This is a genomic window from Dietzia sp. UBA5065, assembly GCA_002415925.1.
Taxonomy (GTDB): domain Bacteria; phylum Actinomycetota; class Actinomycetes; order Mycobacteriales; family Mycobacteriaceae; genus Dietzia.
In genome coordinates this window covers 11,476-28,068 of record DIAZ01000165.1, presented here as the reverse complement: position 1 = coordinate 28,068, position 16,593 = coordinate 11,476, and the positions used below count along the sequence as shown (strand labels likewise).

13 protein-coding genes are annotated in these 16,593 nt (G+C 68.4%); 6 read left to right on the top strand and 7 right to left on the bottom strand.

Features of this window, described 5'->3' with window-relative positions; translation table 11 throughout:
- Positions 1–1,760, top strand: a 1,760-nt coding sequence (locus B4M60_RS13500; protein ID WP_291085009.1) for a site-specific DNA-methyltransferase, incomplete at its 5' end; no start/stop codon positions are given.
- A gap of 3 nt (positions 1,761–1,763) precedes the next feature.
- On the top strand, positions 1,764–4,313 hold the full coding sequence (locus B4M60_RS13495) for a DEAD/DEAH box helicase (RefSeq protein WP_291085006.1): 2,550 nt from the start codon (positions 1,764–1,766) through the stop codon (positions 4,311–4,313).
- 522 nt (positions 4,314–4,835) lie between these two features.
- Here B4M60_RS13495 and B4M60_RS13490 read toward each other — a convergent pair.
- A complete protein-coding gene (locus tag B4M60_RS13490) occupies positions 4,836–4,970 on the bottom strand; it encodes a hypothetical protein (protein ID WP_291085003.1) in 135 nt (44 codons plus the stop codon).
- Between the two features lie 83 nt (positions 4,971–5,053).
- Complete coding sequence (gene mgtA / locus B4M60_RS13485; protein ID WP_291084999.1) at positions 5,054–7,795, bottom strand: magnesium-translocating P-type ATPase; 2,742 nt, start codon at positions 7,793–7,795, stop codon at positions 5,054–5,056.
- A 151-nt stretch (positions 7,796–7,946) separates the two neighbouring features.
- On the opposite strand from mgtA, the gene B4M60_RS13480 reads away from it, so the two are divergent.
- Positions 7,947–8,654 (top strand): type 1 glutamine amidotransferase domain-containing protein, encoded by a 708-nt coding sequence (locus B4M60_RS13480; RefSeq protein WP_291084996.1) that lies wholly within the window; start codon positions 7,947–7,949, stop codon positions 8,652–8,654.
- Between the two features lie 67 nt (positions 8,655–8,721).
- Here B4M60_RS13480 and B4M60_RS13475 read toward each other — a convergent pair whose 3' ends face one another.
- Positions 8,722–9,492, bottom strand: a complete 771-nt coding sequence (locus B4M60_RS13475; RefSeq protein WP_291084993.1) for a thioesterase family protein — start codon at positions 9,490–9,492, stop codon at positions 8,722–8,724.
- 65 nt (positions 9,493–9,557) lie between these two features.
- On the opposite strand from B4M60_RS13475, the gene B4M60_RS13470 reads away from it, so the two are divergent.
- Positions 9,558–10,037 carry a MaoC family dehydratase gene (locus tag B4M60_RS13470; RefSeq protein ID WP_291084990.1) on the top strand — a complete coding sequence of 160 codons (480 nt, stop codon included), beginning with the start codon at positions 9,558–9,560 and terminating at the stop codon, positions 10,035–10,037.
- A 5-nt stretch (positions 10,038–10,042) separates the two neighbouring features.
- Here B4M60_RS13470 and B4M60_RS13465 read toward each other — a convergent pair whose 3' ends face one another.
- Positions 10,043–10,522 carry a nitroreductase family deazaflavin-dependent oxidoreductase gene (locus B4M60_RS13465; protein WP_291084987.1) on the bottom strand — a complete coding sequence of 160 codons (480 nt, stop codon included), beginning with the start codon at positions 10,520–10,522 and terminating at the stop codon, positions 10,043–10,045.
- A gap of 48 nt (positions 10,523–10,570) precedes the next feature.
- Positions 10,571–11,872, bottom strand: coding sequence for a class I SAM-dependent methyltransferase (locus tag B4M60_RS13460; RefSeq protein ID WP_291084984.1), 1,302 nt, complete (start codon positions 11,870–11,872; stop codon positions 10,571–10,573).
- 225 nt (positions 11,873–12,097) lie between these two features.
- Here B4M60_RS13460 and B4M60_RS13455 point away from each other — a divergent pair, with 225 nt between their 5' ends.
- Positions 12,098–13,525, top strand: a complete 1,428-nt coding sequence (locus tag B4M60_RS13455; protein ID WP_291084980.1) for an NAD(P)/FAD-dependent oxidoreductase — start codon at positions 12,098–12,100, stop codon at positions 13,523–13,525.
- 73 nt (positions 13,526–13,598) lie between these two features.
- Here the strand turns inward: B4M60_RS13455 and B4M60_RS13450 are convergent, their stop codons facing one another.
- Together B4M60_RS13450 and B4M60_RS13445 are read right to left on the bottom strand one after the other, a co-directional pair.
- A complete protein-coding gene (locus B4M60_RS13450; protein WP_291084977.1) occupies positions 13,599–14,036 on the bottom strand; it encodes a PaaI family thioesterase in 438 nt (145 codons plus the stop codon).
- Between the two features lie 90 nt (positions 14,037–14,126).
- Positions 14,127–14,891, bottom strand: a complete 765-nt coding sequence (locus B4M60_RS13445) for a hypothetical protein (RefSeq protein WP_291084974.1) — start codon at positions 14,889–14,891, stop codon at positions 14,127–14,129.
- Positions 14,892–15,189: 298 nt separating this feature from the next.
- Here B4M60_RS13445 and gndA point away from each other — a divergent pair.
- On the top strand, positions 15,190–16,593 hold a 1,404-nt coding region (gene gndA, locus B4M60_RS13440; RefSeq protein WP_291084972.1), incomplete at its 3' end, for an NADP-dependent phosphogluconate dehydrogenase.

Genomic DNA, 16,593 nt, shown 5'->3' with positions numbered 1-16,593 from the left:
TCTATGACCGTCTGCCGCTCCTGCGCGACCTGCTGACGGACGACGGTGCGCTCTGGCTCCACTGCGACCACCGTCACGCCCATCACTTGCGCTGCCTCCTCGACGAAGTCTTCGGGGCACAGAACTTCGTGGCCGAAGTCGTGTGGCAGAAAGCGGACTCACCCCGCTCTGATTCCGGCGGGTTCTCCGACGACCACGACGTGATCCTGGTGTTCCGGAAGTCAGAAGCCTTTGACTTCAACCGACTTCCTCGAACTGCCAAGGACAACGCACGTTTCTCAAACCCCGACAACGACCCCACAGGCCCGTGGTGGGACGGCGACCCCACGGCCCCCGGAGCGGCGACACATCAAGGGATGGTCTATGCGATCCAGCAACCGATCACCGGTGAGCTGCTGTATCCCTCTCGGGGTCGGTGCTGGTATTGGCAGCAGAGCGAATTACTGGAAATCATGCGCGGCTGGGGACCGTACGAGTTGGTTGACCTCGACGACGCTCCGATCCGAGCGGGCGTGTGCGGAGTGTCCGCTGAGGAGGTACGGGGCGGAGTTAGGGGCATTGTGATCCCGGGGTGGGATGAGATCGCAGCCACTCACGCCAAGGCAGTACACGAGAGCAAGGACTGCTTGCCAAACTTCGTACTGCGCCGCAACGGCACGGGTGGCTTCGGGAAAAAGTCCTACGTCTCATCCAAGGGCAACGTCCCACGAACCTGGTGGACAAACGACGAGGTTGGCCACAATCGTGCCGCGAAGTCCGAGATCACGGCACTGTTCCCCGGACTGAATCCCTTCGCTACCCCCAAGCCCGAACGACTCCTGGGGCGGATCGTCCACATCGCCACGAATCCCGGCGACATCGTGCTCGACGTGTTCGCCGGGTCAGGAACCACAGCGGCAGTGGCGCACAAGATGGGCCGTCGCTGGGTGACCGCCGAACTGCTCGGCGACACCGTCGAGACCTTCACACTGCCCCGGCTGACCAAGGTCGTCCGAGGCGAGGATCCAGGTGGTGTGACCAGCTCGAAGGGCGAGCGGGTCGCGGCGGGTGATGTGGACCTGCCTGAGGGTCTGTCCCCGGATGACGCGGCCAAGCTCAACAGCCTATTCAAGACCGCCACCGAGGGCACGACCCTCGACATCGACGTGGTGAAAACCTTGTCTTCCGAGGTTCGCTCACGTGTCAAGGAGAACGAAACTGGCTTGTCCGCTGACGAGGCGAAATCGCTGCTCGCGCTCTTACGCAAGCTCGGAAAGGACCCGGCAGGAGGCACCCTCGACCTGCTGCCGGCGACGAAGAAGTCACTGTCCGCCCGGACGAAAACCCGCTACTCCGGGGACGTGGTCAATTGGCGTGGCGGTGGCTCGTTCCGGGTGATGGCGCTGTCGCCGGAGGTGTTCGATTTCGATCCGGCTCTGGGGTTGGTCACGCTCACCGATGCCGCGCACGGGGACACCCTGATCGCCTCGGTGGCAGCGAATCTCGGGTTCACCCACACACCCGGCGAACAGCCGTTCCACGGCCGTAAGGGCGCGATGCGGCTGGTGGTCATCGACGGGCCGGCCACCGTGGAGGGCGTGGACGACATCCTCGCCCACCTTCCGGACGGGGAGCGGGTGACGATCGCGGCGACCGCGGTGCTCGACGGGGTTCGAAGCCACCTGCGCAAGGCCTCTTCAGGTTCGGTGGTCAAGCACGTCCCAGACGACCTTTTCACCTACTCCGCGGCCCCGGCCGTCGACACCGGAAGCGAGGACTGAGACATGCCCCGTCTGTCCCTAACCTACCGCCGCGAGGTCGTCGAGGAGATCGCCGCCGCCTTCGATCTGCGCCCCCACAACCTCGAGGCACTCGACACGGTCGTCCGCACCCTCGCCGGAGACTACGACCCGGCTGTCGAGCAGGTGCTCCACATGGCCACCGGCGCGGGCAAGACGTACCTCATGGCCGCGCTCATCGAGTACCTGCGCCGCGAGGGCGTGCACCACGTTCTCGTTGTCACCCCGGGCCTGGTCGTGCAGGCCAAGACGGTCCGCAACTTCACTCCCGGTGACCGCAAGTACATCGCCGGGGCCGACATTCCGCCGGTGGTCGCAACGCCGGGCACGTTGGGAGTCCTCACCACTGCGCAGCCGGTCTCGGGCGCGGAACCGACCACGCTGTACGTGTTCAACATCCAGCAGCTCATCGCCCCGCAGGGCAAAGACCTCACAGCGGCCAGCGGTGACGGCGTGACACGACGGGGTCTGCGCAAGGACAACGAGGTGTGGGGCAACGTCTTCGCCGAGCTCACCGATCTCGACGACCTCGTCATCATCGCTGACGAGTCCCACCTGTACGGCTCGTCAGCGAAAGCGTTCTATGCGGCCCTGGACGAGCTGGCCCCCGCCGCCCGGATCGGACTCACCGCCACCACGGGTAAGGGCGACCACGTTGTGTTCTCCTACCCCCTCTACAAGGCGATCGAGGACAAAGTCGTTAAGACCCCGGTGCTTGCGTTCCGCCAAGCCGGGTACGCCCCCGGGGACGAGGAAGCACAGCTCCGCGACGCGCTCATCCTCCTAGATATCAAGCAGGCCCGCTACACCGCGTGGTCACAACAGCAGCACCTCGAGGACGTCCGCCCGGTCCTGTTCGTCACCTGCGAGAGCACCGCGCACGCTGAGCAGATCGCCTCGGTCCTGGCCGGTCCGAGCTTCCTCGGTGACGCCGAACAGGTCCTGCGGGTGGACAACACCACCACCGACGACGCGACTCGCGCGCGTCTGGGGCGCCTCGACGCCCCCACCTCGCGGGTCCGTGCCGTCGTGAGCGTGAACATGCTCAAAGAAGGCTGGGATGTGAAGAACATCGCCGTCCTGTGTGCTCTGCGAGTATCGAAATCGGCCGTGCTCACCCAGCAGACGATGGGGCGGGGACTACGCCTGCCGTTCGGCGTCTATGCCGATGACGACCACATCAACCAGCTCGACATCATCAGCCATGAGTCGTACCGCGACATGCTCCGCGACGAGAACGTCCTCACCGAGTTCGGACTCGAAAACGCCGTGCGCCCGGGACACAAGCCCGTTCCCGCCGACTCGCACCCAGGCACCGGTGCCGGCACCTCGCCGAGTGTGCCGGGAGCCGGCGGAGCATCGAGCACGTCCACTGCCTCTACTGCAGCTGAGAACGATCCCGACGCCCCTGCGGACAGTAACGGCGCCACCGGCAACCCGAACACCGATCCTGGGGACGGGCCGGCGACGGTCGTCATCCGCCCCCTCGACGTCGAGGTCGACCAGGTCGACCTCGAGCTCCTCCCCGTCACCGTCGAGGCGAACCCGAAGTATGCCCAGACACGGTTCTTGTTCCCGTCAACCCGCATGGAACGAGAAACTGTCCCGTTCAAACCTTCGATGATCGAAGACGCCACCCTCCGCACGGCCGGGGAGAAGGTCTCGGACAGCGGAGAGGTCATCGAGCGTGAGGCAATGACGCTGCGCTCGGTCAAAGCCCGAACCGTCCTCGGTGTCACCACCGTCGAACAGGCCCAAGGTCACGCTGACCCCGTCGACGCCGTCGACGTTGCCGAACTGCTCTTGACCGAACTGATCGAACAACCGACGTTCCCGCGCACCGCAGGGAACATCTCCATCGTTCGACAGTCCACCGTCCCGACGTTCATGCACGCAGTGTCGATCCCGTGGACCCGAAAGTCCGCGGCGACAGCGGTAACCCTGCTCTGCGGGGTACTGAAAGCCGCGGTCGCCGAGTTCGATCGCAAGCGCAGCACCGTCACCGTCGTCGAGCCTGTCAGCCTTCCCGTGGAATCAGTGAACTCGTACCCGATCGGGACCGAGCTGCACGAACGGATCACCACCGGGTCTAAGTTCGTCCGGGCACGCCTCTACGAGCCCTGGCAACGCTCTCTGTTCCCCGCGGTGTCGTTCGACTCATACTCGGGCGAGTACGCCCTGGCAGAACTGCTCGACAAGGCCGGGACCGTCTCCTGGTGGAAACGCCTCGTCCCCAGAGACAAGGCCCGCATCGCCTACACAGTGCGCGACCACTACTACCCCGACTTCGTCGTCTACGACTCCGGCGAAGACATCCACTGGATCGTCGAAGGCAAAGCCGCCAACAAGCGTGACGACGCAGGCGTGCAGGCCAAACGCAAAGCCACCGAGGAACTCGTCAAGACGCTCCTGGGCGACGAACGCTTCGACAGCACTCGATGGGGCTACTTCATCGCCTACGAAGACGACATCGCCGCCAGTGCCTCCTGGACTGAGCTGAAACAACGAGCCGACCTCGTCGGCCAGATCGGATAGCCGTGCGAGGGACCGAACTCGCGGCGATCTTGCGACAGCTACCCACCGCCCAGCCATTAACGGATGCGTACCAGGACACCGGACCTCTCGGTGCGGCTCCAGGATCGAACTGGACCACCCAGAAGGAACACATGGTCCGCTGGATGTCTGAGATAGCCAGGCCGGGTGTATACGGGCGCACGACTCGGGGCAGAAATGCACGGGCGGGCTACAACTCTCTTCGCTGCGCTCCAGCCCTACTGTGGATAGCCGAAGCACTCGGGGAGGACCCAGTGGTGGTCCAACGCGCTATCTCAGCAGCCAAAACAGCGCCACCCAATCCTGGAAGCCAGTGCGCCGCAGTCCGGCGGACCATCCCGTGGGAACGGCTAGAGGACCTGGCCAGGGCTCACCAGACCTCGCGCAGGCCGCTCCGCGGCTTATGGAGGCGACCCCCTCAAGCTGACACCCGATAGTGAGCCAGTGGCTCGCTGAAGGGAGCCCGCCATGGGCCGTTCGTCGAAGTATCCGGCAGAGTTACGCCTACCCACTCGTGCCGTCGAAGAACTCCTGGTCGACGGTGAACAGCGTGTGCTGCTGTTCGGGTTGGACTCCAACACCGAAGCGAAGCATGAGCGCGGTGAGCCGGATCCCGTCGACGAGTACGATCCCGAACATTCACGGCTGGACCGACGACACGCCCTCGGAAGTGCCGATAATGTTCGATTATGTAAAGTAAGCGGCACCGGCCCCCGGAACCGCTACGCGGCGGCCTCACCCGGTCCGTTCCCCCCGGAGTCCGGAGACCGCCGACGACCATACGACACCCGGGCCGGGGCGCCCCGTTGGGCGGCGAAGCCGGTGGCCCGCCTGTGCACGCCGATCGCGGGGTGCGGATGGGTGCGACGACGCTGAGGCAGCGCGGCGGAACGCTCGGCCTCGACCCGGAAGAAGACGCTCTTCACGGTCTCGATCAGCGCCAGGTAGAGCACGGCCATGGCCGCCAGCGCCGCATAGAACGGGGCCGGCAATGCCACGAACCCGAGCAGAGCGCCGACCGCGGTGAACGGCAGCACCACGCCCACGGCGACAACCGTCAGGACCGCCCCCGTCAGGGCCCAGGAAGGCCGACTGCGGAGGAACGGGACCTGTCGGGTGCGGATCGCGAAGACGATCAGGGTCTGGGTCGCCAGAGACTCCACGAACCAGCCCGTGCGGAACTCCTCCGGACCAGCATTGAGAACGCCCAACAGGAGGGCGAAGGTGGCGAAGTCGAACATCGAGGAGACCGGGCCGAAGACCAGCATGAACCGGCGGATCTGTCCCAGATCCCAGTGCGAGGGTTTGCGCAACTGCTCCTCGTCGACTCGATCGGTGGGAATGGCCAGCTGAGAGCAGTCGTAGAGGACGTTGTTGAGCAGGATCTGCTGGGGCAGCATCGGCAGGAACGCCAGGAACGCGCTCGCCGCGGCGGCGGAGAACATGTTCCCGAAGTTGGACGAGGTCCCCATGAGGACGTACTTGATGGTGTTGGCGAAGATCCGCCGACCGCCCACCACCCCCCGCGCCAGGGTGCCGAGGTCTTTGTGGAGCATGATCACGTCGGCGGCATCCTTGGCCACGTCGGTGCCGGTGTCCACCGAGATCCCCACATCGGCCTCATGCAGGGCCAGGGCGTCGTTGACCCCGTCGCCGAGGTAGCCGACGGCGTGCCGGGCGCGCAGGAGACGGATGATCCGGGCCTTCTGCTCCGGGGACACCCGGGCGAAGACGATCGTCGTGGCCGCGACGGTGGCCAGGGCCTCGTCGTCGAGGGCGTCGACCTGGTGCCCGGTCAGGGCCGGGACCATGCCGGCGTCATCGGTGAGCCCGAGGTCCCGGCACACCTTGATCGCGACGACCGCGTTGTCACCGGTGGTGACCTTCACCCCGATCCCGAGCTGCGCCAGGGCCCGGAGCGCGTCGGCGGCGTCGGACTTGGGGCGATCGAGAAAGCACAGGAAGCCGGCCAGACGGAACCCGGACGGAGGCCTCGACGCCAGTTCGGTCTCGCCGTCCGCTCGACGCACAGCCACCGCCACCACCCGCAGCCCCTGCTCGAACAGCGCGTCCAGCGCATCCCGCCCCTCGCCCTCGTTCGGGGAGCACCGGGAGGTCACCACTTCGGGAGCCCCCTTGAGGGTCTCCCATCGATGACCGTCCGGCAGATCCAGGAGCACCGAGGAGGTCAGGGAGTCATGGTCGAAGGGACGGTAGGCAACCCTCCGGATTCCCGCCACGTCGACCTGGCCCGGAGCTCCCGGCCCCGCGGCCTGCCACAGCGCCGCGTCCAGTGCGTTCTGCCCCGCCCCGGCGCCCCCGACGGCAGGATCAGCCTCGCAGCACAGCAGGCCCCACCTCAGCGTGTCCGCCCGGTCCTGTCCGGCGGGCACCGCCTCGAGGAAGGTGATACTCCCCTCGGTCAGCGTGCCCGTCTTGTCCGTGACCAGCACGTCCATGTTGCCCAGATCCTCGATGCTCGTCAATCGCTTGACCAGCACCTTCTCTCTCGCCAGCAGCCGTGATCCAGCCGCCAGGGAGGTACTCACCACCGCCGGCAACAGCTGCGGGGTGATGCCGACCGCGATCGCCAGCGAGAACAGCAGCGCATCGAGGAATGGGCGACGCAACAGCAGGTTGATCACCAGGATCCCCACCATGAGCGCCACGCCGATCCACAGCAGCATCATCGAGAACCGCGTCAGCCCCATCTCGAAACCCGTGCGCGGTGCCCGCTCCCCCAGCCCCTGTGCGATCCTGCCGAACTGGGCGTCCGCGCCGGTCGCGACCACCACGGCGAGGGCGTCCCCGTGGCGAACCACCGTGCCCATCAGCAGGCACGACCCCAGGTCCGCCAGTGCGGCCCCCGGTTCCACCGGTGCCGGCGACTTGGCCACCGGCACCGACTCCCCGGTCAGCACCGCTTCATCGGCCTCGAGCTCGTTGCACTCCACCACCCGGAGATCGGCAGGCACGATCGATCCCAGACCGACGCGCACGAGGTCTCCGACCACCAGGTCCTTGACGTCCACGGAACGATCCCGTCCGCCCCGGACCACCACCACACTGTGGCTGACCTGCCGGTGCAGGTCCTGGGCGGTGCGTTCGGCCCGGTACTCGTTGACGAACCCCAGCCCGGTACTGGCCGTCATGATCGCCCCGATAATCAGCGCGTTGACCTGATCCCCGGTGGCGAAGGACAGGCCCGCCGCGATGAGCAAGAGCAGCAACACGGGATTGGCGAACTGCCGCAGGAGCACACTCCACCCGGTCGACCGGTGCCCGGGCAGCTCATTGGGGCCATCGGCCGCCAGACGCTCAGCCGCCCGCTCCTCGGCCAGACCGGAGCCCGACACCCCGAGCGCGCTCAGCACGTCCGGTGCCGGTAGGACTGCGGCCTGCTCCAGGGTCAGGTGACGTGCCTTCGCCTCGGTTCCCGACCCGCCCCCGTACTGTCGCGCCACGGAACTGAGTTTGTCACCGGCAGGCGTCTTTGCCTAGACCGCCGGCGAACCCGGGTCGACGATGCCCGAGTCACCCGGACGCACGCGACGCGGTATCCGGCGGTGTCCCCGACCAGTTGCGCTCCGCCCCGACCGCCGTAGGGTCGCCATCATGACCACTGTCCTCATGATCCTGTCCGCCGCCGACCACTGGACCCTGGCGGACGGCACGACGCATCCCACCGGGTTCTGGGCGGAGGAGTTCGTCACGCCCTACGAGGCGTTCACGGGGGAGGGCTGGTCCGTCACCCTCGCCACCCCCGGCGGCCGCGCGCCCACGGTCGACCGGGCCAGCCTCGCCGAGGGCGCCGGCGATCCGGAGACCCTCGAGAAGCTCAAGGCCTCCCTCGAGCGCCTCACGCCGGTTCTCGACTCCCCCGCCGACCTCGCCGCCGTCGACCACACCGATTTCGACCTGGTCTTCTACCCGGGCGGCCACGGTCCGCTCGAGGACCTCGCCGTGGACCGGACCTCCGGGGCGATCCTTGCCGAGCGGGTCACCGCCGGCACGCCCCTGGCGCTGCTGTGCCACGCGCCCGCCGCACTCCTGGCCGCCTCCGACGATCCGGCGTCCTCGCCGTTCGCCGGCTACCGGGTGACCGGATTCTCGAACATCGAGGAAGAGCAGGTGGGCCTGGCGGAGAAGGCTCCCTGGCTGCTCGAGGCCAAGCTCAAGGAGCTCGGAGCGGATTTCTCCGCGGCCGCCGATCCCTGGGACTCGCACGTCGTGGTGGACCGCAACCTCTACACGGGCCAGAACCCGAACTCCTCCGCCGAGCTCGCCGAGCGGCTCGTCGCCGACCTCGGCCACCCAGCGTAAGGCCCTCTCGAGGACTGGGTATTCCCCCTCGCCACCCCGGCCGGCCGCGCTCGCCCGTCCGGTATCCCTACGGTCGGACCGTCAAGGACTGCGCGACGGTCCCCAGCGGACCGTCCTCGTCGTGGATCACGCTGGCGGTCAGACCCAGACCGCCGGGACCGAACGTGACGCGGGTGTCGAACCCCAGCCACTCCCCCTGCGGCGGCCGCACCAGGTGCGCGGTGAGGTCGATGTTCGGGAAGTGCACCCGGTCGGGATCCGCGCGCACGGCCATCCCGTTGGCGATGTCGAAGAGCCCGGCCATCCGCGCGAGGGTGCTCACCTCCTCGTCGTCGGCGAGCAGCGGCACCTCCGTGCGCACCCAGTACCTCGACCGGCCGGGCCCCGCCGAGGCCCGCCGGACCTGCGCGGATGCCAGGTACCCGCCCCGCCAGAGGGTCGTGGGATCCCAGGGATCCATGGCGGCAGGCGGCGGGATCGGATCGAACCCGTCCCCCGCGAGGCCGGTGGTGTCGCGCGGCTGCTGCAACCACGCGCGCAGGCGAATCCCCGCCCGGTCGCCGTGGCCGTAGGTGACCTCCACCAGTTCGATGGTCCGGCCGGGGCGGATCACCTCGACCCTCACGTCCACGACGTCCATGGGGACCACGCCCAGCAGCTCGTACGACAGGCGCGAGAGGACCATCGGATCCTCGCGGCGGCCGGCGCAGTCGGACTCGACGGCGTGGACGAGCAGGCCGAGCGCGGGGCCGATGTGCTGCATCGAGGAGTCCCAGGCCCCGCTGACGTGATCCGTCGGGCGGAACGTCCCCGGACCCAGTCGCTCGAAGTACGCCATCCGCGGTCTCCAGTCGGTGAGTGATGATTAACTGGGAGGGTACACACCGGCACCCGGGAGGCACCATGGACGACACGACATCCGACGAGTTCGCGACCCCGATCGACGACAGGTACCTCGACGACTACACGGAGGGCGCGACCTACCGGTTCGGCGAGGAGTCGGTCGACGCCGAGGAGATCGTGGAGTTCGCCCGTCGGTACGACCCGCAGAGCATCCACACCGATCCCGAGGCAGCTGCCGAGGGCCCGTTCGGGGGGCTCATCGCGAGCGGCTGGCAGACGGCCGCCCTCATGATGCGCCTGTTCGCCGACAACTACCTCACCAGCGTCGCGAGCCTGGCCTCCCCCGGGATCGACGAACTCCGCTGGGTCCGGCCGCTGCGCCCGGGCGACCGGCTCACCCTGGTCTGCGAGACGACCGGTGTCCGCCCCTCGAGGAGCAAGCCCGACCGCGGGGTACTCACCACGGATGTCACCCTGCTGAACCAGGACGGGGACCCGGTCCTCACCGCGACCGCCCTGAACATGGTCGCCCGCCGCTGAGGAGGTCAGAGCCTCGGGGTGAGGTGGAAGATCGGCAACAGTCTGTCGGTACGTCCCGCATAGATCTCGTAGTTGGGCCACACCCGCACGGCTGCGGCCCACGCCGAGTCCCGCTCGTCCCGCGGGACCTCTCGTACGTCCACGACGAGTCGAGCGCCGTAGACCGACATCTCGACCTCGCCCTCCCCCGCCGCGCGGAGGTTGTGGACCCAGGCCGGCGTCTTCTCGCCACCCCAGTTGGAGCCGATGATCACGAGGCCGTTGCGCCAGGAGGCGCACAGGAGCGGGGTGCTGCGCAGGGCGCCACTCCTGCGCCCGGGCACGTGGAGCGTGAGGGTCGGCAGGCCCGCCACCCGCAGAAGGGGGATCCGGCCGCGAGTCACCCGCGACATCCACGTGTCGACCGTCACCACGAGATGCGAGTTCTCCCGCGTCGCGTCCTGACGCCCGAACCAGATCGCGAGCGGGGTGAGAATGTTGCCCATGCACGCACTCTAGGATGTCGCCGGCTCGCCGCGGCGGGCGAGGGTCCGCTACGCGGTGACGAGCACCTGTACCGACTCGACCCAACCCCGGCGGAGTCCCGCCTCCACGGCCGCGAGGTGGAACGCCCACATCCGGCGGTAGACCGCATCGAATCCGAGGGCGGCCGCATCGCGCCCACGGAGCGCGAACGTCTCGGACCACAACCGGACCGTCTCCGCGTGGTGTGCCGTCGACTCGACCCGGCCACGCAGCCGCAGGCGCGACGCACGGTCGACCTCGGCCACCAGGTCCGACCAGGAGACCGCCGGACCCGCCTCCGACACGTAGCGCGTCCCCCACGCCGCGAGCTCGACGACCGCCGGCCCGGGCCGCTCCGGCGCCACGACCCCCGCCATCACGAGCCGACCACCGGGGGCGAGGAGACGGTCGGCGACCTGCACGACCTCCGCGTACCCCGCGAGCCCCGAGGTGACTCCCGGCTCCACCGCCAGCATGGCGTCGACGACCCCACCGGAGTCCGCGGGAGTTCCCAGGAAGAGCGCGATCTCGTCGTCGAGTCCCGCGGCGGAGAACCTCGAACCCAACGTCGACAACCGCTCCGTCGAGGCCGTCATGGTCCGGACGTGTGCGCCCCGCTCGGCGGCCCGCATGGGCAACTCACCCCAGCCCGGCGTCGCGACGAGGGTTCGAGATCCCTCCCCGACCCCGGCCAGCGCGAGGAGCGTGTCCGCAGCCCGTCGCTGCGCGTCCCCGAGATCACCCCGCCCGGGCGGGGTCGAGGGGGCCTCGAGGTGGACGACATCGGTTCCGTCACCCGCCCGCACGCGTGTCCGCGCCCCCGACGCGAAGACCGCGCCCGAGGTGGACATCGTCTCGTCCGTGTAGAGCGAGGTGAGAGCTCCCGGGACGGAGTCCTCCAGGGCGGCGGGCGCCGGCCCCCCGCGTCGCCGACCGGTGCCGGTGGTCCCGCGGCCCTCTCGCCCGAACGCGCGCTCGCCCGGGTGGGCGCAGTCGGCGTTCGTCGAGATCCACGGACCGAGGGTTCCGATGGCCGATCCGAGGTCGGGGGTCGTCCACTCGCCGGCCATGAACGATTCGCCCAGTCCCAGCACCCCGGAGGAGGCGAGCCTGGCCCAGAAGCGCTCCGGATCGCCCAGGACGATGCGGACGGGGGCGTCATAATCCCCGGCCGCGGACGAATCCGGGTAGTCGATCCTCAGTCCGAGCTCCCGGGCCGACCTGCGCAGCGCCCGGGCGACCTCCACCGCGGCCTGGCCCCCGATCCCCTCCGGTTCCGCCAGGCCGGGCCAACGGTCGAGGTCGACGGTCTGGGGTTCGAGTCTGACCACCGGTTCCTCCTCTGGGGCGTGTCGTGAGGTGGACGGTACCGCCGTCCGTCGCACGGGCTCGTCAGGCGCGTCGGGGGGACCCCGCGCCGCAGCGGACCCGCTCCGTGTGCACGCGCCGCGGCAGACCACTATCCTGGGTGTCCGTGCCCGCGCGCGATCCGCCCGGGCTCTGACCGATGAGCCACCGTGCCCGTCTCACCAGACACACCCCCACCAGGAGCCTCCATGACCGAGCCCGCACACGACCAGGTCAACGCCACTGCATCGACCGGCCGGCGGCACCGAGTCGTCATCATCGGGTCCGGCTTCGGCGGGCTCTTCGCCGCCCAGCAGCTGGAGAAGGCGGACGTTGACGTGACCTTGGTCGCCAAGACCGGTCATCACCTCTTCCAGCCACTCCTGTACCAGGTCGCGACCGGCATCCTCTCGGTAGGGGAGATCGCCCCACCGACGCGGCTCATCCTCCGTGATCAGAAAAACGCCACCTGCATCCTCGGCGATGTCGACAAGATCGACGTGGCCTCGAAGACCGTGTACGCGTCCGCCGGCCACATCCGCTTCGACGTCGAGTACGACAGCTTGATCGTCGCCGCCGGCGCCACCCAGTCGTACTTCGGCAACGATCACTTCGAGCGCTGGGCCCCCGGCATGAAGACCGTCGACGACGCCCTGGAGCTGCGTAGCCGGATCCTCGGCTGCTTCGAGCAGGCCGAGGTCACCGAGGACGACGAGGAGCGGCGCCGACTGCTCACGTTTATCATCGTGGGTGCGGGCCCGACCGGTGTCGAGATGGCGGGCCAGGTCGCCGAGTTGGCGCAGCACACCCTCAAGAACAGCTTCCGACGGATCGATCCGGCCTCGGCCCGCGTGATTCTCCTCGACGCGGCTCCCGCGGTGCTCCCGCCGTTCGGCAACAAGCTCGGCAACGCCGCGCGGGCCCGGCTGGAGAAGATGGGCGTGGAGATCCAGCTCAACGCGATGGTCACGAACGTCGACGGTCTGGGGATCGAGGTGAAGGATCCGGACGGCTCGGTCCGCCGGATCGATGCCACCTGCAAGATCTGGTCCGCTGGCGTGCAGGCCAGCACCCTCGGCAGGATGCTCGCCGACCAGACCGACGCCGAGGTCGACCGCGCCGGGCGGGTCCTGGTGCAGAAGGACCTCTCGATACCCGGACACCCCGAGATCTTTGTCGTGGGCGACATGATGAGCCTCGACAACCTGCCCGGCGTCGCCCAGGTCGCGATCCAGGGCGGCAAATACGCGGCCAAGCAGATCATCGCCGAGGTGGAGAAGGGCAGGACCCCCGCCGAGCGGGTGCCGTTCAAGTACTTCGACAAGGGCTCCATGGCCACCGTCTCCCGGTACAGCGCGGTCGTCAAGGTGGGCAAGCTCGAGATCTCCGGCTTCATCGCCTGGGTCATGTGGCTGGTGGTCCACCTCGCGTATCTCATCGGCTTCAAGAATCGCCTCACCACGATGTTCTCCTGGGGGATGCACATGGGCGGCGACCACCGCTCGCAATTGACCTCGACTCAACAGTGGGTCTACGGACGGCAGGCCATCGAACGGGTGGCAGCCCACGAAGCCGCGCAATCGGCGGAGCAGTCCTTGGCCGAGGCGAAGGAAGCGGCGTCGGCCACACGTGACTGACACGCGCACATGACACGCGACGGCGCCCGGCGGGAGTTCCCGCCGGGCGCCGATCGTCGCGCGTCGCGAGCGTTCAGCTCTCGCGGGCCGCAGGCGGCTCCAGGTTGGCCAGCCTGACCTGGCCCACTGCGGCGGTCCTGCCGGAATCGTCGGTGATCTCGACCCGCCAGAGCTGCTGCGAACGACCGCGGTGGACGGGGAGGCCGGTCGCGGTGAGTGTGCCCTCGGTGACGGCGCGGAGGAAGTCGGTGGAGTTGTTGACCCCCACGACGCGCCCCTCACCCCCGAGCCACACCGAGCCCGCCACGCTGGCGACCTGCTCGACGATCGCGCAGTAGACGCCCCCGTGAACGATTCCGTGCGGTTGATGCAGGTGCGGCCCCACCTCGACCGAGGCGACGACCCTGTCGGGAGTGATGTCCACGTACTCGATCCCGATCACACCACCGAAACCTATTCCTGACGTGGGTCGGAGCTTCTCGAGCAGCTCGTTGGGCGTCGCGTCGGACATCGGACCTCATCTCTCCCGACCCGGACCGTCCGGGCGAGTCGAGATCCGACGCTACCCCTCGCGACGCCAGAGTCGACGACGGTCCCCTGGTCAGCGGACCGAGCGCCACCCGCGGTCACGAACCGGGATGGGTCCTGAGCCGGGCGTGCGCGGGAGCGCGCTGCGCCTCCGGACCGCCAGACCCGAGTCGTGGAGCGCCTGGAGGACCAACTGCCCACGGCGATAGCCTGTCTCGGTACTGGTTCCGGCGAACGTCGGAACGATCGTCGCTGCACCCAGGACACACTCCCCGACCACCGACCACAAGGTCTCGACGCTGCAGCTGCTCACCTCGGCCAGCCCGTCGAAGACCGGGGCAAGCGTCGACCGCGAACGGCAGGCGAGCCAGTGCGCCAGGGCCTGCTCGCAGGGCAGGACCACGGTCCCGGGCGAGCCCGCCGACGGATCGTCCGGCAACATCCGCAGCGAGGTGTCCCGGACACCCGCCCAGTCGAGCCCACCCTCGATGTCCGTCCGGACCGCCAGATTCTCGGCGCCCGTGTCCCAGACCCTGCCGATGGTGACGAAGCTCGCGACCGCCCGGCCGATCACCCCGTGAGCGAACGCGTCCGCGACGAGGTAGGTCGAGAACCGGATATCGCCGGACTCCGCGAAGTAGTCGCGGAACATCATCTCGACCCGGCCGCTGTCCACCGCGCGCTCGAGCGGAACCCACCGACGACGCGACTGGGCTCCCAGATCGGCGATCGAGTAGAACTTCGGATACCCCGGCCTCAACCCGCCGAGCACGTCCACAGTGTCATCGAAGACCGTGCGGGTGCCCATCATCTCTGTGGACAGTATGGAAATGGTCATGCTTGTACTCCCCCCGTTCGTGATTCCCCTCTTACCGAGCCGGTCGCCCCGCTGATCGCCTTCGCCCCCGGCACGCATCCCCTGCGTCGCGCCTGCTCCGGCCAACCGACTCCCTCATCAGTGATACAACACAACATCGCGTGTATCCAAGGAAAATCGGCCGATCTGCCAATCGGTGCACCCAGTGCACGACTGACCTGTCAGCAAGAACTCAGGGTCGGATGGGTGCCGCGCAGGCAACCGAACTCCCATCGATGCTGGTCCACAGCGTGGAGGAGCGTCGACTACCCTGAAGCCCATGAGTACTGAGCGCGAGGACGCGCAGCCGACCACGGGCACCACCGGCACCGCCGATATCGGAGTCACCGGACTGGCCGTGATGGGCTCCAACATCGCCCGTAATTTCGCCCGGCACGGATACACGGTCGCCGTGCACAACCGCTCCGCGGGCAAGATCGACTCCCTGCTCGCCGAGCACGGTGACGACGGGGACTTCCTCCGTACGGAGACGATCGAGGAATTCGCGGCGGCCCTGCGATCCCCGCGCCGGGCACTCGTCATGGTCCAGGCCGGCGCTCCGACCGACGCCGTGATCGACGCCCTCGCGGACGCCTTCGATGAGGGCGACATCATCATCGACGGTGGAAACTCCCTCTACACCGACACGATCCGCCGCGAGAAGGCGATGGCCGAGCGCGGAATCCGCTTCATCGGCGCGGGCATCTCCGGGGGCGAAGAGGGCGCTCTGGAGGGTCCGTCCATCATGCCCGGCGGCCCGGCGTCCAGCTACGAGGTGGTCGGTCCGCTCCTCGAGGACATCTCGGCCAAGGTCGACGGGATCGCGTGCTGCACCCACATCGGCGAGGACGGGTCCGGCCACTTCGTCAAGATGGTGCACAACGGGATCGAATATTCCGACATGCAGCTCATCGGGGAGGCATACCACCTCCTCCGGGGCGTGGCCGGGATCGAACCGGCGGCGATGGCCGGCGTCTTCCGCGAGTGGAACACCGGCGAGCTCGACTCCTATCTCATCGAGATCACCGCGGAGGTACTCGACCAGGTGGACGCCGAGACCGGCTCTCCCCTGGTCGACATGATCGTGGATCGCGCGGGCCAGAAGGGCACCGGCCGGTGGACGGTCAAGTCCGCCCTCGACCTCGGGGTGCCGGTCACCGGCATCGCGGAGGCGGTCTTCGCGCGCGCGCTGTCGAGTTCGGTGCCGCAACGCGAAGCCGGGCGGACCCTGCCGTCGGGAGTGGTGTCGATCCCTCCCGAGACCGGACCGGGGTTCATCGACGACGTCCGCCGCGCGCTCTACGCGTCGAAGATCATCGCCTACGCGCAGGGGTTCGACCAGATCACCGCCGCCAGCACGGAGTACGGCTGGGACGTCGCACGAGGCGATCTGGCCACCATCTGGCGCGGGGGCTGCATCATCCGCGCCACCTTCCTCGACCGGATCCGGGAGGCGTACGCGGAGAACGCTCAGCTGCCGACGCTCCTCGCCGCTCCGTACTTCGCCGAGGCGCTGGCCGACTGCGTCGACAGCTGGCGCCGGGTCGTCACCACGGCCGTCTCCGCCGGCATCCCGGCACCCGGCTTCGCCGCGGCGCTCGCCTACTACGACGGGCTCCGGACGGAACGCCTCCCGGCCGCGCTCATCCAGGGGCAGCGCGATTTCTTCGGGGCGCACACCTAC